The sequence below is a fragment of the Mycolicibacterium sp. HS_4_1 genome, from assembly GCF_054515875.1.
In genome coordinates this window covers 741,112-758,560 of sequence record NZ_CM137261.1, presented here as the reverse complement: position 1 = coordinate 758,560, position 17,449 = coordinate 741,112, and the positions used below count along the sequence as shown (strand labels likewise).

At 64.8% G+C, this 17,449-nt stretch carries 19 protein-coding genes and 1 pseudogene; 9 read left to right on the top strand and 11 right to left on the bottom strand.

Features of this window, described 5'->3' with window-relative positions:
* Nucleotides 1-28: 28 nt before the first annotated feature.
* Both ACX12F_RS03570 and ACX12F_RS03565 read right to left on the bottom strand, forming a co-directional pair.
* Nucleotides 29-436, bottom strand: coding sequence for a hypothetical protein (locus ACX12F_RS03570; protein ID WP_205895721.1), 408 nt, complete (start codon nt 434-436; stop codon nt 29-31).
* Nucleotides 433-780: a DUF427 domain-containing protein gene (locus tag ACX12F_RS03565; protein ID WP_165682382.1), complete on the bottom strand. Its 348-nt coding sequence runs from the start codon at nt 778-780 to the stop codon at nt 433-435. The genes ACX12F_RS03570 and ACX12F_RS03565 overlap by 4 nt, the downstream gene beginning before the upstream one ends.
* Nucleotides 781-1,014: 234 nt before the next feature.
* Here ACX12F_RS03565 and ACX12F_RS03560 point away from each other — a divergent pair, with 234 nt between their 5' ends.
* From ACX12F_RS03560 to ACX12F_RS03550, 3 genes are all read left to right on the top strand, one after another.
* Nucleotides 1,015-1,566: a carboxymuconolactone decarboxylase family protein gene (locus tag ACX12F_RS03560; protein ID WP_165682383.1), complete on the top strand. Its 552-nt coding sequence runs from the start codon at nt 1,015-1,017 to the stop codon at nt 1,564-1,566.
* Nucleotides 1,567-1,664: 98 nt separating this feature from the next.
* Nucleotides 1,665-3,242, top strand: a complete 1,578-nt coding sequence (locus ACX12F_RS03555; RefSeq protein ID WP_205895722.1) for a radical SAM protein — start codon at nt 1,665-1,667, stop codon at nt 3,240-3,242.
* Nucleotides 3,239-4,081, top strand: coding sequence for a class I SAM-dependent methyltransferase (locus ACX12F_RS03550; protein ID WP_205895723.1), 843 nt, complete (start codon nt 3,239-3,241; stop codon nt 4,079-4,081). Before ACX12F_RS03555 ends, ACX12F_RS03550 begins: the two co-directional genes overlap by 4 nt.
* A 31-nt stretch (nt 4,082-4,112) precedes the next feature.
* Here the strand turns inward: ACX12F_RS03550 and trxA are convergent, their stop codons facing one another.
* Both trxA and trxB read right to left on the bottom strand, forming a co-directional pair.
* A complete protein-coding gene (trxA, locus tag ACX12F_RS03545) occupies nt 4,113-4,448 on the bottom strand; it encodes a thioredoxin (protein WP_165682384.1) in 336 nt (111 codons plus the stop codon).
* 40 nt (nt 4,449-4,488) lie between these two features.
* A complete protein-coding gene (gene trxB, locus ACX12F_RS03540) occupies nt 4,489-5,454 on the bottom strand; it encodes a thioredoxin-disulfide reductase (protein WP_165682385.1) in 966 nt (321 codons plus the stop codon).
* 267 nt (nt 5,455-5,721) lie between these two features.
* Between trxB and ACX12F_RS03535 the strand changes: the two genes are divergently transcribed.
* Together ACX12F_RS03535 and ACX12F_RS03530 are read left to right on the top strand one after the other, a co-directional pair.
* The gene (locus ACX12F_RS03535; RefSeq protein WP_459368301.1) at nt 5,722-6,840 is read left to right on the top strand and encodes an esterase family protein; all 1,119 of its coding nucleotides are present in this window, start codon (nt 5,722-5,724) and stop codon (nt 6,838-6,840) included.
* Between the two features lie 121 nt (nt 6,841-6,961).
* Nucleotides 6,962-7,450 (top strand): methyltransferase, encoded by a 489-nt coding sequence (locus tag ACX12F_RS03530; protein ID WP_165682387.1) that lies wholly within the window; start codon nt 6,962-6,964, stop codon nt 7,448-7,450.
* A 60-nt stretch (nt 7,451-7,510) separates the two neighbouring features.
* Here ACX12F_RS03530 and ACX12F_RS03525 read toward each other — a convergent pair.
* A pseudogene (locus ACX12F_RS03525) lies at nt 7,511-7,711 on the bottom strand (leucine zipper domain-containing protein); the annotation flags it as partial.
* 189 nt (nt 7,712-7,900) lie between these two features.
* Nucleotides 7,901-9,904, bottom strand: a complete 2,004-nt coding sequence (locus tag ACX12F_RS03520; RefSeq protein WP_165682388.1) for an APC family permease — start codon at nt 9,902-9,904, stop codon at nt 7,901-7,903.
* A 137-nt stretch (nt 9,905-10,041) separates the two neighbouring features.
* On the opposite strand from ACX12F_RS03520, the gene ACX12F_RS03515 reads away from it, so the two are divergent.
* Together ACX12F_RS03515 and ACX12F_RS03510 are read left to right on the top strand one after the other, a co-directional pair.
* Nucleotides 10,042-10,395, top strand: a complete 354-nt coding sequence (locus tag ACX12F_RS03515; RefSeq protein WP_459368300.1) for a methyltransferase family protein — start codon at nt 10,042-10,044, stop codon at nt 10,393-10,395.
* A gap of 381 nt (nt 10,396-10,776) precedes the next feature.
* Nucleotides 10,777-11,622 carry a patatin-like phospholipase family protein gene (locus ACX12F_RS03510; RefSeq protein ID WP_165682390.1) on the top strand — a complete coding sequence of 282 codons (846 nt, stop codon included), beginning with the start codon at nt 10,777-10,779 and terminating at the stop codon, nt 11,620-11,622.
* 145 nt (nt 11,623-11,767) lie between these two features.
* On the opposite strand, the gene ACX12F_RS03505 is transcribed toward ACX12F_RS03510, so the two are convergent.
* Both ACX12F_RS03505 and ACX12F_RS03500 read right to left on the bottom strand, forming a co-directional pair.
* The gene (locus ACX12F_RS03505; protein ID WP_459368299.1) at nt 11,768-12,055 is read right to left on the bottom strand and encodes a mercuric ion transporter MerT; all 288 of its coding nucleotides are present in this window, start codon (nt 12,053-12,055) and stop codon (nt 11,768-11,770) included.
* The gene (locus ACX12F_RS03500; RefSeq protein WP_165682416.1) at nt 12,052-12,444 is read right to left on the bottom strand and encodes an ArsR/SmtB family transcription factor; all 393 of its coding nucleotides are present in this window, start codon (nt 12,442-12,444) and stop codon (nt 12,052-12,054) included. Before ACX12F_RS03500 ends, ACX12F_RS03505 begins: the two co-directional genes overlap by 4 nt.
* Before the next feature lie 197 nt (nt 12,445-12,641).
* On the opposite strand from ACX12F_RS03500, the gene merA reads away from it, so the two are divergent.
* Complete coding sequence (gene merA, locus ACX12F_RS03495) at nt 12,642-14,069, top strand: mercury(II) reductase (RefSeq protein WP_165682391.1); 1,428 nt, start codon at nt 12,642-12,644, stop codon at nt 14,067-14,069.
* Between the two features lie 710 nt (nt 14,070-14,779).
* A complete protein-coding gene (locus ACX12F_RS03490) occupies nt 14,780-15,190 on the top strand; it encodes a hypothetical protein (protein WP_205895727.1) in 411 nt (136 codons plus the stop codon).
* A 158-nt stretch (nt 15,191-15,348) separates the two neighbouring features.
* On the opposite strand, the gene ACX12F_RS03485 is transcribed toward ACX12F_RS03490, so the two are convergent.
* From ACX12F_RS03485 to ACX12F_RS03475, 3 genes are read right to left on the bottom strand one after another with little or no spacing between them, the layout of a single operon-like run.
* Nucleotides 15,349-16,239 (bottom strand): cytochrome c biogenesis CcdA family protein, encoded by an 891-nt coding sequence (locus ACX12F_RS03485; RefSeq protein WP_165682392.1) that lies wholly within the window; start codon nt 16,237-16,239, stop codon nt 15,349-15,351.
* Nucleotides 16,236-16,784, bottom strand: a complete 549-nt coding sequence (locus tag ACX12F_RS03480) for a redoxin domain-containing protein (RefSeq protein ID WP_165682393.1) — start codon at nt 16,782-16,784, stop codon at nt 16,236-16,238. The genes ACX12F_RS03485 and ACX12F_RS03480 overlap by 4 nt, the downstream gene beginning before the upstream one ends.
* Nucleotides 16,781-17,359: a peroxiredoxin-like family protein gene (locus ACX12F_RS03475; protein ID WP_205895728.1), complete on the bottom strand. Its 579-nt coding sequence runs from the start codon at nt 17,357-17,359 to the stop codon at nt 16,781-16,783. Before ACX12F_RS03475 ends, ACX12F_RS03480 begins: the two co-directional genes overlap by 4 nt.
* Nucleotides 17,360-17,449: the final 90 nt, after the last annotated feature.

Genomic DNA, 17,449 nt, shown 5'->3' with positions numbered 1-17,449 from the left:
GCCACGCCACGGCCGGCCATCGAGGCGGTCAGTGCCGAGCGCCGGCGAAGGTGCCCAGCCAGGTGGTCAACGCGTACAGCGCCGCGTAGGTGCCGACCGCGACGGCCACGGTGGCCGCCAGCCGCCCACGCCAGCGGCGGACACCGCCGATTGTGCAGTGATCGCGCCGGCGCAACGCGATCGCTGTCAGCGCGACCAGCATCCCCAGTCCGCCGAGGCGGAACCACCATGCGTAATGGTCATAGAGTTTATCGCCCCAGGCCAGCGCGGTGGCACCACTGACGACGCCGAACAGTGCCAGCACGGTGGGACCCACGCAGCACAGCAGGCCGAACGCGCCGCTGGTGATTCCGATCCGCCAGATCGGCAACGCTCGATCCGCCGTGGTGGCCGCCGGCTCGTGACCCGGTTCGGCGCCGGTAACCGCCCGTTTCATCGGGTGCCGCCCAACCAGCGTGGTAACCGTTCGGCCACGGTAGGGCCCGGCCCCTCGGGCTCGCCGTGGATTTCGACGCCATGCCAGAACGCGACATGGTTTTTGATCCGCCGCGCCAGCGGGCTGGGCTTGGGGTAATACCAGGCGGCGTCGATGTTGGCGATGCCGTCGACCTCGAGGGTGTAGTAGCGGGCCATGCCTTTCCAGGGGCACACCGACTTGGTGCGGCTGTCGCTGAAGTACTCCCGCCGTACCGACTCCGGCGGGAAATACTCGTTGCCCTCCAGCCGCACGGTTCGCGGTGCCTCGGCCACCACCACCCCGTTCCACACTGCTCGCATCACGGCCCGAACTCCTCACTAATTGTTGCGGTTCTACCGTTCAAGGACATCACCGGTGGGCGCCGGAGTCCACGACACTGTCATCGCGGTGACAACCCCGGTAGCCGGGGATGACGGGCGCACACCCTCGGTGCCGAAACGGGCGTGTCAGCGCGCTGACAGTTGGGCTGCCTGGGCGGCCCGTTCGCAGCACTGTGGGAACCGATACCACTATTTGCAATGCGATGAGGAGCCGTGATGGTCGAGTTCACCGTGCACACCCCCGACACCGCCCCGCAGGAGGCCCAAGCACTGTTGGAGCAGGTGAAAAAGCACACCGGATTCATCCCCAACGTCTACGGCGTGCTTGCCGAGTCCCCTCAGGCGTTGGCGGCCTATCAGGGCCTCTCGGAACAGTTCGGGCGCAGTTCGCTGTCCACCGCGGCCAAGCACGTGGTGTGGCTGACCGCCAGTGAACGAAACGGTTGTCGCTACTGTGTGGCCGCACATTCGGCCGCGGCGGCCGCCGCCCGCGTCGGTCAATCCGTCATCGACGCGATCCGCCACGAGAAGCCGATCGATGACCCTCAGTTGGAGGCGGTGCGCCAATTCACCGCCAGCCTGGTCGACGACACGGGCTGGGTCAGCGAGGACAAGGTACAGGCCTTCCTCGACGCCGGCCACACGCGCCGTCACGTCCTGGACATCATTACCGGGGTAGCGCAAAAGACCTTGTCCAATTACACCAATCATCTCGCGCACACACCGCTCGATGAGGTGCTGGCGCCGCTGGCCTGGACGCCGGCCTAGCCGCCTGTCCAGCGTTTCTCGCCCGCCGACGGCGCACTCCTGCGACGATGCCCGTGTCGTCTCCGCGCCACCCCGCAATGAGAGGTCACACCCCAGCCATGGCTGATGCCAAAAAGGAACGTGACGAGGTGTTCGTCGAATACACCAAGTCCATCTGTCCGGTATGCAAGGTGGTCATCGATGCCCAGGTCAACATCCGGGCCAATAAGGTGTATCTGCGTAAACGCTGCCGCGACCACGGGCCGTTCGAGGCGCTGGTGTACGGCGATGCCCAGCGCTACGTGGACAGCATGCGGTTCAACAAGCCGGGCTCGATCCCGTTGCAGTTTCAAACCGAGATCGCCGAGGGTTGCCCGTCGGACTGCGGCCTGTGCCCGGAGCACAAACAGCACGCCTGCCTGGGCCTGATCGAAGTGAATAGTCACTGCAATCTGGACTGCCCGATCTGTTTCGCCGACTCCGGGCACCACCGCGACGGCTTCGCCATCACCATGGAGCAGTGCGAACGGATGCTTGATGCGTTCGTGGCCGCCGAGGGTGAACCTGAGGTGGTGATGTTCTCCGGTGGCGAACCGACTATTCACCGCCACCTTTTGGACTTCATCGACGCCGCCCAGGCCCGCCCGATCAAATCAGTCATGATCAATACCAACGGGATTCGGTTGGCCACCGATCGGCAGTTTGTCGCCGAACTGGCCGCCCGCAACGTCGGCCGTTACGTGGGGATATATCTGCAATTCGACGGCTTCGATGAACGCACCCACCGCGAGATCCGGGGCAAGGACCTGCGTGAGATCAAGCGCCGGGCGCTGGACAACTGCGCTGAGGCGGGCATCATCGTGAACCTGGTGGCGGCCGTCGAGCGCGGTGTCAACGACCACGAGGTCGGTGCGATCATCCAATATGGCATCGCGCATCCGGCGGTGCGGTCGGTGGTGTTTCAGCCGGTGACCCACGCGGGCCGGCACCTGCAGTTCGATCCGCTGACCCGCCTGACCAATTCCGATGTGATCGAAGCGGTCGCCGCTCAGCTGCCTGACTGGTTCGGCATCGATGATTTCTTCCCGGTGCCGTGCTGTTTCCCGACGTGTCGCTCGGTCTGTTACCTGCTGACCGATGGTGAGCACGTGCTGCCGATTCCCCGTGTGCTGGAGGTCGAGGACTACCTCGACTATGTGTCCAACCGGATCGTGCCCGATGCCGCGATCCGCGAGGCACTCGAAAAGCTGTGGAGTGCTTCGGCATTCATGGGGACTGCCAGTACGACCGAGTACCTGGCCCGCGCCGCGAAGGCCCTCGATTGCGCCAACGCCTGCGGTATCAATCTGCCCGAGGCGCTCGCTGAGCTGACCGACCGCGCGTTCGCGGTCGTGGTCCAGGACTTTCAGGATCCGTACACCCTCAACGTCAAGCAATTGATGAAGTGCTGCGTCGAGGAAATCACCCCGGATGGGCGGCTCATCCCGTTCTGCGCCTACAACTCGGTCGGCTATCGCGAACAGGTTCGGGCGTCACTGACGGGGGCCGACGTCCCCGATGTCGTGCCCAACGCCACAGTGTTGCAACCGATCCTGGTGTCGACGCCGCACGGGTCCAAGAGTGTGCCTGGTGCCGTCCGCGGGCAGGCCATTTCCCCCGACACCACCAACGTGGGGCAGCGGGCGGTGCAGCCGTGAGCACACCTGAGGAGATCAAATCCTGCTGCGCGCAGTTCTATTCGTCGGACGCGGTCGCGGCGCTGCTGGGTGAGTCTTACCATCCCGGCGGTGCCCGGCTCACCGGCCGGCTCGCCGATCTACTGCAGCTGCGGCCCGGTCAACGGGTTCTTGATGTGGCCAGCGGGCCCGGCGCGACCGCCCGGCTGCTGGCTGCCGAGTATGGCGTCCGCGTCGACGGGGTGGACCTGGCCGCGCCGATCGTGCAGCAAGCCCGTGAGCGGACCGCCGCCGGGTTCGCCCAGCGGGTGAGTTTTCATCTCGGCGATGCCGAACACCTGCCGCTGCCCGACGGCAGTGTCGACGCGGTGATCAGTGAATGTGCCTTCTGCACCTTCCCCGGCAAGCCCTCTGCCGCTGCGGAATTCGCTCGCGTGTTGCGTCCCGGTGGGCGGCTGGGGCTGGCTGACGTCATCACCGCTCCCGACGGACTGCCCGGCGAGCTGCGCACCCTGGCCGGATGGGTGGCCTGCGTCGCTGACGCTCGCCCGCGCCAGTACTACACCGACCTGTTCGCCGCGGTCGGGCTGCGCACCATCCACGTCGAAACCGGCGACGACGCGCTGCTGCGGATGATCGATCACATCGAAGCGCGAATTCGCCTGCTGCACATCACCCGCGCACTCGACCGCGTCGGAATCGACGCCGACCAAGTGCTGCGCTACACCGCCATCACGCGACGCGCCGTCGCCGACGGGCTGCTGGGCTACACGCTCATCGTCGCCGAAAAATCCACCGGCGCCGGGAGTCAGCAGGCCGCCCCGCCAACAACTGCCGGCGATATCGTCGGCACGTCCTGAATTCTGGCCTCGCCTAGCGTGGGGCCAGAATTCATGAGAGCTCTTCGGCGATCTCGCGCAGCAGGGCTGCCTTGCCCTTGGCGCCGACGATGCGCTTGACCGGTCCGCCGTTCTTGAACAGGATCAGGGTCGGGATCGAGACGACCTGGAAGTTACGGGCGGTCTCGGGGTTGGCGTCGACGTCGAGCTTGGCGACGGTCAGCTCCCCGGCCTTCTCGCCGGCCAGTTCCTCGAGCACCGGGGCGATCATCTTGCACGGCCCGCACCAGGTCGCCCAGAAGTCGACCAGGACCGGGGTGCTGCTCTTGATGACATCGCTGTCGAACGAACCGTCGGTGACGGCCAGCGTTGCGCTGCCCTCGCTCATGTAATGCTCCTCTCGGGTGAACTCTGTGGGGGAAGGACGATCAGCTGTGGTCGGCCAGCCAGCGCTCGGCGTCGATGGCAGCCGCACAGCCGCTGCCGGCCGCGGTGATGGCCTGGCGGTAGGTGTGATCCACCAGATCGCCGGCGGCGAACACACCGTCCAGCGATGTGTTGGTGGTGCGACCGTGCACCTGGACGTAGCCCTCGTCATCGAGGTCGACCAGGCCGCGCACCAGGTCCGACCGCGGGTCGTGCCCGATGGCGACGAACACACCGGTAACCGGAAGCTTGGTCTCCTCGCCGGTGACGGTGTTGCGCAGGCGCAACCCGCTGACCTTCGAATCACCTTCCACCTCAACAATTTCGGTGTTGGTGACGAAGTTGATCTTCTCGTTGGCCTGGGCGCGCTCGAGCATGATCCGCGATGCGCGGAACTCGTCGCGGCGGTGGATCAGCGTGACCGAACGGGCGAAGCGGGTGAGGAACGTCGCCTCCTCCATCGCGGAGTCGCCGCCGCCGATGACGGCGATGTCCTGGTCGCGGAAGAAGAAACCGTCGCACGTGGCGCAGGTGCTGACGCCCTGGCCGATCAGCTCCTGCTCGCCCGGCACGCCGAGGTGACGGGCTGCCGCGCCCATCGCGAGGATGACCGCGCGGGCCTGATAGGTGTCGTCGCCGACTGTGACGGTCTTCACCGGACCGTTGAGGGATACCGCGTCGACGTCCTCCATGCGCAGGTCGGCGCCGAACCGCAGCGCCTGCTCGCGCATTTCGTCCATCAGCTCGGGGCCGGTGATGCCCTCCTTGAAGCCCGGGTAGTTCTCGACCTCAGTGGTGGTCATCAACGCGCCGCCGAACTGGACACCTTCGAAAACCAGCGGCTTGAGCTGGGCACGGGCCGTGTACACCGCTGCGGTGTAGCCGGCCGGGCCGGAGCCGATGATGATCACGTCGTGCACAGCCGGGGAGAGCGAAGCGACGGGGGAATCGGTATCTGGGGTGGTCATGGCCGCCTTTCATATGGCTCTGGTCAGGCTCATACCTGAAGTAGCGTCGTGCCGGGAGTCGGTACGAGGCCACCGACGCTGGGCTTGCGCGTAACGACCAATCCAGGTCGATGATGATGCGGACACGATGACGTGGCATCCACAGTGTCATTCTGCTGACACCTATGGCGAGTGGTGTTGGCTTCGACCCGGTTTCGGCCTTCAGGAGGTGTTCGATCGCTGACAATGTCGGCGGCGGGCCGTTTGCGCGATCGCTACCGTCCGCTCATGCCGTCAACGATGCAACCCCACGATGCCGCAACCCGCCGCACCCTCGGTCAGCGGATACGTCGAATGGCCTCCGCCGCCCAGCGCGATGCAAGGTCCCCGCAGCCATCGCCGTTCGGGTTCCCGTCCCCGAGTGTCACGCCGGCGCGGGCCACCAGGCGGGGTCGTTGGCGTCGACGGCTGGCAGCGGGCGCGGCGGCGGCCACCGTCCTGCCTGGCCTGATCGGAGCCATCGGCGGCTCGGCGACAGCGTCGGCCTTCTCCCGACCGGGTCTACCCGTCGAGTACCTCGATATCCCGTCCGCGGCGATGCACCGCACCATCCGGGTGCAATTCCAGGGCGGCGGTGCGCACGCGGTGTATCTGCTGGACGGCCTGCGCGCGCAAGACGACTACAACGGCTGGGACATCAACACCGCCGCGTTCGAATGGTTCTACCAGTCCAGCTTGTCCATCGTGATGCCAGTCGGCGGCCAGTCCAGCTTCTATAGCGACTGGTACAAACCGGCGTGCGGTAACACTGGCTGTCAGACCTACAAGTGGGAAACCTTCCTGACCACTGAGCTCCCGCAATGGCTCGCCGCCAACCGCGGTATCTCGACAGCGGGCAATGCGGTCGTCGGCTTGTCGATGGCGGGCAGCTCGTCTCTCACCCTGGCCGAATACCACCCCGACATGTTCACCTACGCCTCCTCGCTTTCGGGTTTTCTGAACCCGTCAGAGGGCTGGTGGCCGTTCCTGATCAACATCTCGATGGGTGACGCCGGTGGCTTCAAGGCCGACGATATGTGGGGCCCCTCGAGCGACCCGGCCTGGCAACGCAACGACCCTATGGTGCAGATCCCCCGCCTGGTCGCCAACAACACGCGCATTTGGGTCTACTCCGGCAACGGCACACCCAACGAGCTGGGTGGCTCTGACCTGCCGGCCACTTTCCTGGAAGGTCTGACGGTGCGCACCAACCTGACCTACCGCGACAATTACGTCGCCGCCGGCGGCCACAACGGCGTATTCAACTTCCCCGACAACGGCACGCACACCTGGGCTTACTGGGGCCGCGAGCTACAAGCGATGAAACCGGACCTGCAACGCACCCTGGGTGCCACCCCCACCACCTGACCGGCCAGTGACGCGATGACGCGCCCGCCGGGTCTCGGTACTGCACCGTCGGCGCGCCGCGACACCACTGCAAAAGGCCACCAACGTCCCCAGTGACGCCGCACGGAAACGGTTGCCGAATATGGCATTCATGCTCATCACCTGTTTCAGCCTGCTACTGGCCGTAGCGGTGAATTCCTGCAGTGTCTACCTGCAAAAGCACCGCCACATATACGACAAGTACCAGCACGGGTTGCTGCTGCACGCGCTCATCATTCTGCCGTTCTGGCTGCTCTTTGGGTTCTTCGCCGGGACATTGGACCGCAACTACCGGCTACCCACGGTATCCCTGCCAGCCTTAGGATATGCGTTGGCGGCCGCAGCTACATTCATATTCATTGCGGCGGTGAGCACGCTCGGGCCCGGGTCACTCATAAATAGCAACTTCTTCACGCAGACGATCGTCGCACAAAAAGGCATCTATAAATTCTTGAGGAACCCGATCTACGACAGCTACTGGTTGTTATTTTTCGCGTTAGGTCTCATCGCGTCCAACGCAGCATTTTTCATTATTTCTGGACTGAGCTTTATTGGCCTGAATGTTATCGAAAGTCGGATTGAGAGAATTTGACTGGGGCTATCGTCAGGATGCCCACGATCGGTGACGGACCTGTCGCAGGCGAATTCACTCAGGACCTGGGTGCCGTAGTGAACTGCGATCGGCCATCCAGGCCGGCCCTCGGATCGATAACGATCCGCCCGTTTCCGGGCAGTGTGGGCCGAGACTATGAACATTTTGGCTAACTGTCGCATACGTCCAACCGGATTCTACGACCAGGCGAGCAAGACACAATCGAGCACGCGGGGTCAACGCCGCGTTGGCGTGGGAAATGAAGGCCTCCTAATTGGCGAAGCGGTTCCTAGACAGCTCCCACGCCACAACCGGAGACCCTCGTCTGTCTCGTCGGCAGGGCCAATTCAAAGGCAAGCGGGAACAACGTCTCTGGACATCTAGTTAGGGCGCTACGCGGGCAACATCCATACCGCGGTTGAGTCGGCGAGGAAACCGTTGCCGTAGAATTCAGCCGGTTGCGGAGGGGTCGATTCCTCTGCGGATTTCGCCGGGCGCGTGTTCGGGGGCGGTGAGGTCGCGGTGTGCCGAGGAGTGCAGCTGCCAGGGCACGCTGGTGACCATCACGTCGGGCTCGAATAGCAATCTGCCCTTGAGTCGCAAGGAACTCTGGTTGTGCAGCAGGTTCTCCCACCAGCGGCCGACGACGTATTCGGGGATGTACACGTTGATAGCGTCGCGGGGACCGCTTTGCCTCTGTTTCTTGATGTAGTTCAAGACGGGACGGGTGATTTCACGGTAAGGCGACTCGATGACCTTGAGCGGAATATCGATGTTGAGTTCTTCCCATTCGCGCGCCAGCGCTCTGGTTTCGGTGTCGTCGACGTTGACGGTGAGCGCGGTCAGAGTGTCAGGCCTGCTTGCCCGTGCAAACAGCAGAGCGCGTTGAGTTGCCTTGTGCCAGCCCGATATGAGCACGATGGTGTGGATCCTGCTGGGCAGCGTCGGCTCGTCGTCGTCTGCGGTGCGTAGCTCGGCGCGCACCGCCGCGTAGTGCCGGTGAATGCTTTGCATCAGAACGCACAGCACCGGAATGGCGATCACCACCAGATAGGCGCCATGGGTGAACTTGGTGATCATGACCACCACCAGGACCACACCGGTGAAACAGGCGCCGAACGCGTTGATGGCCCGTGCGCGGTGGATCCTGTATCGCTGCGCGCGCGTGGTGGCATCGGCCAGCTGTCGGTTCCAATGCCGGACCATGCCCGCTTGGCACAACGTGAACGAGGTAAAAACGCCGACGATGTAGAGCTGGATCAACCGGGTAGCCGAACCGTCGAAGGCGTAGATGAGGCCGCCGGCGATCACGGCAAGCAGGAGGATGCCATTGGAGTACGCCAGCCGGTCACCGCGGGTGTGTAGTTGCCGGGGCAGATATCGGTCTTGGGCCAGGATCGAGCTGAGCAATGGGAAGCCGTTGTAGGCGGTGTTCGCGGCCAGGATCAGGATCAGCGCCGTAGCGGCCTGCATATAGAAGAACATGATGCTGTTGTTGCCGAAAACAGCGGCCGCGATCTGGGCGATCACCGTGCGCTGCGGATCGGTGTTGCAGTCGCCGGGGAACCCGACGAGGTCGCAGGTGTTTTCGACGACCCGGGTATGTGCGATCAACGCCAGCGCGGTCACGCCCGCGAACATTGTGATTGAGATCACGCCCATCGCTGCCATGGTCCGGGCGGCGTTGAGCGCCTTGGGTTTCCGGAAGGCTGGTACTCCGTTGGAGATGGCCTCCGCGCCGGTGAGGGCGGTGCAGCCCGACGAAAAGGCACGCAGTACCAAAAACGCAACGGCGACCGACGTCAGACCGACCTGCTCGGCGTGAATGCCGTAGTTCGCGCTCTCGGCCTGCGGCGCATTTCCGATCAGCGTCCGAAACAAGCCGATTGCAATCATCAACATCACGCCGGCGACGAACGCGTAGGTCGGAACGGCGAATGCCTGCCCGGATTCACGCACCCCGCGCAGATTCATCGCGGTCAGCAACACGATGAAGCCGAGATTGATTGCGACGCGATACGGATTGAGTTCGGGGATCGCCGAGATGATGTTGTCAACGCCGGCAGCGACGGACACAGCAACTGTCATCACGTAGTCGACGAGTAATGCCGCGGCCACAATCAACGCCGGCAGCGGCCCCAGATTCATGGAAACGACCTCATACGACCCACCCCCACTGGGGTAGGCCTGCACCACCTGCCGGTAGGACAGGACCACCACGGCCAGAAGCACCACGACCGCGGCGGCGATCCAGGGCGCCAGGTGCAGATAGGCCAGCCCGCCAAGCGTCAGGATGAGCAGGATCTCTTGAGTCGCATAGGCGACCGAGGACAACGGATCACTGGCGAATACCGGCAGGGCGATGCGTTTGGGCAGCAGGGTGTGGCCGAGTCGGTCACTGCGGAACGGTCGACCGACGACCAATCGCTTGAGCACTGATGTCGGTGACGGCACGACATCGGAGCCTACTGTTGATCAACCAACATTGATGTCGCCGCAGACGTATGGATTCCGTAAAAGTCCAGGTAGCGGATGTATGGATTCCGTAGGGCCTCTTCAACCTCACCGCCTGGCCCCTTAGTGTGCGTCGAATGCCGTCCCCAGGTGAATCCGACTCCGTGCCGAGCTTGCGGGAGTTGGTGAGTCATCGGCACGTCGTCGAGCTACTCGACGCGCTCGCGCACGGGCCGATGACCCTGGCAGAAATCAGGTCGAATGTCCCCACCGGGCGGCGCGGATTGGCGGCGGCGTTGCGGCTCGTTGCCGCGCGTGGACTGGTGGCCAGAAGCGACAACGGAAGCTGGGACACCGACGCGCCCATGAGCGTGGTCTATCGACCCACCGAAGTCGGCCGCCGGGTGATCAACGCGCTATCCCGCTTCTCGGTCTGGACGGCGATGCTCGAGAGTGCAGACGCTCAGGAAGATCGTGCCTGGAATCGGTAACCCAGGCCGGCTTCGGTCAACAAATGGACGCGGTGGGCCCGCCGTGAGCAGTTCCACGTGGCCGACCAGCTTGCCGCAGTTGCGCATCAGCAACGCGAGCATGCCGGCTACGACGGGCGACATTTCGCCGTGAATCTCGAGGACAGCGACGAGCGCGTCGTTGGAATGTGACACGGGAAGGGTTTCGTCAAACTCACAGCCCACCAGGCGAGCCGAATTCTGGTCGGCGCCGCCTCCATCGGGCAACGTGGACGGCAAGGTGCTCGCCATCCTGGCGCACGCGACACACGCTCACGTTCTGCTTCGAGTAGCCCGGTGCGGCAGTGTCACCACGGAGACAGTGTACGGATATTGGCGGCACGCCTCGGTGTTGACTCAGCTATGACAACGGCATTCGTGCTCTCCGGTGGCGCGAGCCTGGGTTCAGTCCAGGTCGGCATGCTGCTCGGTCTGGCCGAGGCCGGAATCATCCCGGATCTGATCGTCGGCACCTCTGTCGGCGCGCTCAACGGCAGCTGGGTCGCCGCACGGCCCGACATCGCGGGGGTCGGCGCGCTTGCCGACCTCTGGCGATCGCTGTCGCGCAACGACGTGTTCCCCACCCGCCCGATCATCGGATTGCTGGGATTTCTCGGTCTGCGCTCAAGTCTGGTACCCGATGCGGCCCTGCGGCGACTGCTCACCGACCACCTCGCGTTCACTCGGCTCCAGGACGCGTCGATCCCCTTCCATGTGGTCGCCACCGACGTGCTCTCGGGCCAGGACGTGTTGCTGTCGTCTGGAGATGCGGTCGACGCGATCACTGCCAGCGCTGCCATTCCCGCTGTCTTCCCACCGGTGAACGTCAACGGGCGCGACCTTTTCGACGGTGGCGTCGCGAACAACACCCCGATCTCGCATGCGGTTGCGCTGGGCGCTGACGTGGTGTGGGTGCTGCCCACCGGCTATGCCTGCGCACTGCGCAAGTCGCCCCGCGGCGCTCTGGCGATGGCGCTGCATGCGGTGACACTGGCGGTCAATCAGCGGCTCGCTGCCGATGTCGCCCGCTTCGAAGCGGCGGCCGATTTGCGGGTCATCCCACCACTGTGCCCGATCGCGATCTCACCCGTCGACTTCTCGCACTCGGCGTCTCTTATCGAGCGGTCGCACGCGGCGACGCGCCAATGGCTGGCCGCCGGCCATTGTATTGTCGGCCAGGCAGCACTCCTGGAACCGCACCGTCATTGACAGACGTTGCCCAGCAATGCAATTGACGAATCCAAGCTAAGACCCCTTCAGCGAGCCTGTGCGCACCGTCTAGGAGCGGCCGTCGCGTCGGTGCGCGAGAATCCAGGGCTGATGCGAAATACCTTGTGCACCACCAACCTGCGTATCATCGCCTCCATCGATCCGGTCGGTGAGCTTCGCCGTCTTGGAGGGTGCTTGCGCACCGGCGACGACGCACGGCGACTGCTGTCGCCGAGATCGCGGTGACAGTCCCAGCGGCGACCACCCAGGGGTTGGTCAGCCAGGAACCGAGTGCAGTCAGCACACCGCCGGCCAGCAACGCCGGTCCCGCGCAGCACAGGGCCGTCAGCGCCACGGCACCAGCCGCCAGACCCGCTACGCCCGCCCCGTGCTCGCCGGGGCGGCGGCGTCGCGACCGTGTAGAGATGTTCACCGCATGTCCTTCGCAATAGCAGGTGTTCCAGCGCCTCCTTGGTCGCAGCGGTCCGTGATGCGGGGACAGCACGACAGGGCCGCGGCGTTGTCGGCGGCCAGTGCTCGCGCGAGGTGCACCAGTTCGGCCACGCGGACATCACCGACCGAATACCGCAACTTGCGGCCATCGCGGCGCGCGACCACGTACCCGCAGTCGGTCAGACACGACAGGTGCACCGAGACGCGTGGCTGCGAAATCCCTACGTGCTCCACGCATTCGGCGACCGTTCTCTCGCCCGGCAGGATGAACTCCAGGAGCCGCAACCGAGTCGGGTCCGACAGCGCCCGGAAGAACCGGGCTGTGGTGTCCGAATGTCGGCACGCACCCTCAAGCGCCCCGTCGCCCACGTGGCCGGTGTGCGCCTTGGGAACTAACGCCTGGGAGGCGGCCACCGCGTCTCCTTTCCTCCAACTATTCGGCTATGCATATAGTATCGGTAGGTGTTGCTATTCGCCATAGCGAATAGCAACACCGGTCGGATCAAGCCCGGCCTCGGCCACCCCACCGCGAGTCAGCGGATCGGCATCAGCAACGGAGGCACGTCATGGAGCACCGACGGTCAGGATTCGATCTGGCGATTGTCGGGTCCGGGTCGGCGGGATTCGCTGCCGCGATCGCCGCCCGCGGGAAGGGCGCATCGGTGGTGATGATCGAATCGGGCACCGTCGGCGGCACCTGCGTCAACAATGGATGCGTGCCGTCGAAGGCATTGCTAGCCGCCGCCAGCGCCCGGCACACCGCCGCGACCGCCGACCGGTTCCCTGGCCTGGGCGCCACCACGATCCCGGTCGACGTCGGCGCGCTTATCGCCGGCAAGGACACGCTCGTGCGGCAGTTACGTGATGCCAAGTACCTCAACCTAGCTGCGACGCATGGATGGGAAATCCTTGCCGGTACAGCGAGATTCGTCGACGGCCCGGCCCTGCTGGTGAGTGGACACGACGGCCAGCAGACCCACATCGAGGCGACGCGGTATCTCGTCGCCACCGGATCGGCGCCGTGGGTCCCCTCGATCGATGGGCTCACCGAATCCGGCTATCTCACCTCGACGACGGCCATGGCCCTCGACGCCGTGCCGGGGTCCATGGTTGTCGTGGGCGGCAACGCCGTCGGCCTGGAACAGGCCCAGCTGTTCGCGCGGCTCGGCACCCGCATCACCGTGATTGAGGCCCGCGAGCGCCTCGCCCCCTTCGACGACCCGGCCCTGTCAGCCGCGCTCGAGCAGAACTTGGCGGCAGAAGGCATGACCATTCATACCGGTGCCACCCTCACCCGGCTTGACCGTGACGGCGAGCAGGTGCGCGCCACCGCCACGATTGCCGACGCATCCGTGAATTTGACCGCCGAACACGTACTCGTCGCTACGGGCCGGCGCCCCGTCACCGCAGGATTGGACCTAGATACGGTCGGAGTGAAGACCGGTCCCGTCGGTGAAGTCATCGTCGACAAGTATCTGCGCACCAGCAACAACCGCATCTGGGCGGCCGGGGATGTCACCGGCGGGCCCCAGTTCGTTTACGTCGCCGCAGCCCAAGGAACCCTGGCCGCCGACAACGCCTTCAGCGACACAGCACGCGTCCTCGACTACACCGCCCTTCCCCGTGTGACATTCACCAGCCCCGCCCTCGCCGCCGTCGGGCTCACCGAAGCCCAAGCCACCGCCGCGGGCATCCCCACAACCGCACGCACACTGCCGCTGACACACGTTCCGCGCGCGCTGGCCGACCACGACATCCGCGGTCTGATCACCCTCGTCGCACACGCCGAGACCGCACAGCTCATCGGGGCCCACATTCTGGCCGAAGGAGCCGACGAGATCATTACCGCCGCCACCTACGCGCTCGCCGCCGGGCTCACCGTCGACCAGATCGCCACCACCTGGCACCCCTACCTCACGATGTCCGAAGGCTTGAAACTGGCCGCCCAGACCTTCACCCGCGACGTCGCGACACTGTCGTGCTGCGCATCCTGAACACAATCCCGATGCCCGATGGCGCACACTCAACCCGCCAAGCCGACCTGCCGGTGCTGCCCGCCAACCTACTCACGACCCGCCGGACCGTCGACACCGCATCGGGGCAGACAGCGCCACACCTGCGATGCCATCATCGAGAACTCAGCCCGCACCTGATCAGCGGATATTGTTGTCACGCCGCGTGATTCGCCGCCCTCGGCACCGTCTCTGCACCCCGACCACGTCACCCGCACGCGGCCGTTCCCGATTCGATCTCCGCCGTCAACTCTGCTGACGAACCTGAATCGTCAGAGTGCCCGTCGTCCGGTCAAACCGGCCCGTCGCGGCTGAACTGTCGGCGCCAGGCGAGTCACCGGCCTGCGGTGAAGAATTCGCAAGCCTGCCCGGACAGGAGAATGCGCGCACCCACAGCTGTGTTCGCGAACATCCCCTACGACAGTTCGGCGTGTTGCCGCCGCGTCTGTGCAATGAGCCTTGTCAGCGGGCAGACACTTCGCTGGTGACGAGCCGGCATGGCTGATGCACTCGGTTATCGCCCCGCGAGGAGGGTCACCGCCGTGATACCGAACATGCTCTACCCCAGATCGACTGAACCGACGTCCGGTTGGTGGGTATCCCCGGACCACAACCCCATTCCCGTGGACGCCACACGCGGACTCTACCGAGCAGTGTCGCACTGTCAATGCCGCACGCTGTGAGGGCTTAACATGAACGGACGCAGCATTTTTCACCTGGCAATCAATGCGTTTGTGGCCGCCACGATGGGCACGCTGGCGACTCCTGCCATAGCAGCGGGTTCGCCGTCGTGCGACGACGCGCACTGTGTTCCCTACGTCGCCCACAATGTCACGGCCGGCACCGCGTGCACATTTCGCAGTGCCTACGTCTTCGGCTTGGACGCCGCCGGCAACACTGTGGTGTGTACGTCAGTGAACACCTGGTTTGCGTCCCCGCCGCTCATCGGTGTGCGCCTTTTGACCAGCCCCTGCGATGGGACGGCTGCAGCGCAGGCGCCCGATGGAATGCCATTGGCGTGCAACGCTCGCAGCTGGACCGATGACTCCGGCCTGCTCTACGCCCGTCAGGCCATTCCGACGTTCGCTCCGATCCTTCGGTAGTCCCGATACAAACGGTCAGCGGACGCCGCCGCTGGCCCCGCGGTCGGCGGGTGGTCTGATTTCCGGTCGTGAGATTCAGATGTGGTGGGCTGCAACGCTGTCGCCGCACACCGGACCAACATCGGTTCCTCGGGGTGAGCGCACTCCACGGCGTGCGCTCACCTCTCGCTGACCGGTTCCTCGGCAGCGTGCTCAGGTGCGGTGTGTTTGCGGCGGCGAACGCGCCAAAGCAGCGCCACCGCGGCCAGAATCAGGATGGCGGCCGCCAGGGGCCACGCGCCGATGGTATTGACGTGATCAGCCAGCCACGTCTGCGCCTGGGCGGCAGTGCCGATGACCGGATCGTCGGGGCTGGAATCGAAAAAGAACAGCCGAATCTCGTAGTAACCGTAGTAGGCAACGTACAAACCCGTCACGAGCACGAGGGCGCCGGCCGCTCGACTCACATAGGGCAGTACCCGACGAAGGCCATCTGCGGCCATGGAACCGGCCAGCGCGACGGCCAGCGCCGCGACCCCCACCGTGATGGTCATACCGCCGGCGTAAGCCGCGAAGGCCAACACGCCAGTCAGCATGGAGCCTTGCCTAAACGTTGCTCCGATCACCGCCAGAAAGGGTGCCACGGTGCACGATAAGGATGCCAGCGCATAACTGACGCCGTAACCGTACGACGACCGCAACTGTGAGGTCGGGGCGCCGCCACGCAGCCGCGGCATCACCACCGCCAGGTCTTTGCCTGCGAGCAGCCAGGCCCCCAACCCGACCAGAAGTATCCCGATAACAACGGTGACAAACGGCAAATAGCGCTGCGCTGTCGCCAACACCGGTGAGATCGCCAACCCGAAAAGCCCGAACACGGTGAGAAATCCACCCGACATCGCCGCCGTGGCAGCCAAAGCCCGGCCGACCGCACGTACCGTCGACGCCTCACCGCTTGCATCCGCCGTCACCAAGCCCAAATACGCCGGAAGAAAGGCAAACCCACACGGATTGAGCGCGGCAACCAATCCGGCCGCCAGCGCAAAACCCAGGACCGACGAATCGATCACGAACGCGAAATGCCCGAAACTCGCTGGGACAACTGCCCTTCGGGCATCGCACCACGCACGACGTCGATACCTCCGGCGGGGGTGACGAACGCGAAAGCCGGCTGCTGAGTGACGCCAAACTTCCCCCACACCACCTCGTCCGTATCGGCCAGTTGGGTAAAGCCTTGAACGCCGAATTTCGTGACGAACGCATTCATCTGGGCCGGCGCACCCAAGGCGCCCACCCCCACGAAAGTCACCGCAGGGTTGGCCGCGGCGATCCGCGCCACCAGCGGAGCCTCCCGCTGGCACACCGAACACCACGGTGCCCAGAACCACAACACCGCCGGTTTACCCGCAAGGCTGTGCCCTGAGAATGACTTCCCGTCGACCGTCATGGCGCTGAATTGCAGCTGCGCCGGAATCGAGGGGTCAGTGGCCAACCCGCCGGCGGTCGCACCGGCCGATGAGGCCGGTACGGCCGTCGGACCGGTCGCGCTCTGTGGGCTACATCCGGAACCAATGGCGGCGATCACCGCCAGCGACGCGACCAAGCGAGCGGTCATCGCGTTCCCCCACCCGCGGAGGTGCGGCCGAGTTCGAGCACCTCATCGACCGTCCACTGGTCGTCAGCGTGGCGACCGTAATGCGCGGCGGCCACCGTGCCATCGGGCAAGATGAAAAAGTCAGCGGGCAAACTCAAATGCGTCGACCCGTCGCCGCCGCCGACACCCGCATTATCAGGATCGTCACGGTGCCCCAACACATTGGCATAGCCTTTGAAAGCCGTCTTCATCGCCCGCGGATGGGCCAAAGCCCGCATCCCCGCGTCCACCCCAAATTCGCGATACACATTGCGCTCCGGATCAGCCACCACCGCAAACGGCAGCAGCGCGTGATAGCCCTCCAGCGCCGAGGCTGGCGAGTGAAAAAACACCACCTCGTTGATCCCCGCCTCAGCCACCTCGCGGTGACGCGTCGCGAAAGACCTCAAGTGCAGGTGACAGATCGGGCACCCCGCGAATCGCCTGAACTGCAGATGCGTAAGACGCGTTTGCGCAGGAACGGTGACCGAGTCACCGGTGATGGTGGCATATTTCCGGGCGGTGATCACGGCCCCGGGAGACAATTTCTCAGACATTGCATTCGTTGTACACGCCACCGGGCCGCCGAAACATCCCCATTGTCAGCACGCTGACAATGGGGACCGAACTAGCCCAAGTTTCCGACT

Coding starts and splice junctions, on each gene's coding strand:
- ACX12F_RS03555 (WP_205895722.1), top strand. CDS start 1,665: ATGGCTGATGCCAAAAAGGAACGTGACGAGGTGTTCGTCGAATACACC.
- trxA (WP_165682384.1), bottom strand. CDS start 4,448: ATGAGCGAGGGCAGCGCAACGCTGGCCGTCACCGACGGTTCGTTCGAC.
- ACX12F_RS03480 (WP_165682393.1), bottom strand. CDS start 16,784: ATGACCGCTCGCTTGGTCGCGTCGCTGGCGGTGATCGCCGCCATTGGT.
- trxB (WP_165682385.1), bottom strand. CDS start 5,454: ATGACCACCCCAGATACCGATTCCCCCGTCGCTTCGCTCTCCCCGGCT.
- ACX12F_RS03510 (WP_165682390.1), top strand. CDS start 10,777: ATGACAACGGCATTCGTGCTCTCCGGTGGCGCGAGCCTGGGTTCAGTC.
- ACX12F_RS03475 (WP_205895728.1), bottom strand. CDS start 17,359: ATGTCTGAGAAATTGTCTCCCGGGGCCGTGATCACCGCCCGGAAATAT.
- ACX12F_RS03515 (WP_459368300.1), top strand. CDS start 10,042: ATGCCGTCCCCAGGTGAATCCGACTCCGTGCCGAGCTTGCGGGAGTTG.
- ACX12F_RS03560 (WP_165682383.1), top strand. CDS start 1,015: ATGGTCGAGTTCACCGTGCACACCCCCGACACCGCCCCGCAGGAGGCC.
- merA (WP_165682391.1), top strand. CDS start 12,642: ATGGAGCACCGACGGTCAGGATTCGATCTGGCGATTGTCGGGTCCGGG.
- ACX12F_RS03535 (WP_459368301.1), top strand. CDS start 5,722: ATGCCGTCAACGATGCAACCCCACGATGCCGCAACCCGCCGCACCCTC.
- ACX12F_RS03570 (WP_205895721.1), bottom strand. CDS start 436: ATGAAACGGGCGGTTACCGGCGCCGAACCGGGTCACGAGCCGGCGGCC.
- ACX12F_RS03490 (WP_205895727.1), top strand. CDS start 14,780: ATGAACGGACGCAGCATTTTTCACCTGGCAATCAATGCGTTTGTGGCC.
- ACX12F_RS03530 (WP_165682387.1), top strand. CDS start 6,962: ATGGCATTCATGCTCATCACCTGTTTCAGCCTGCTACTGGCCGTAGCG.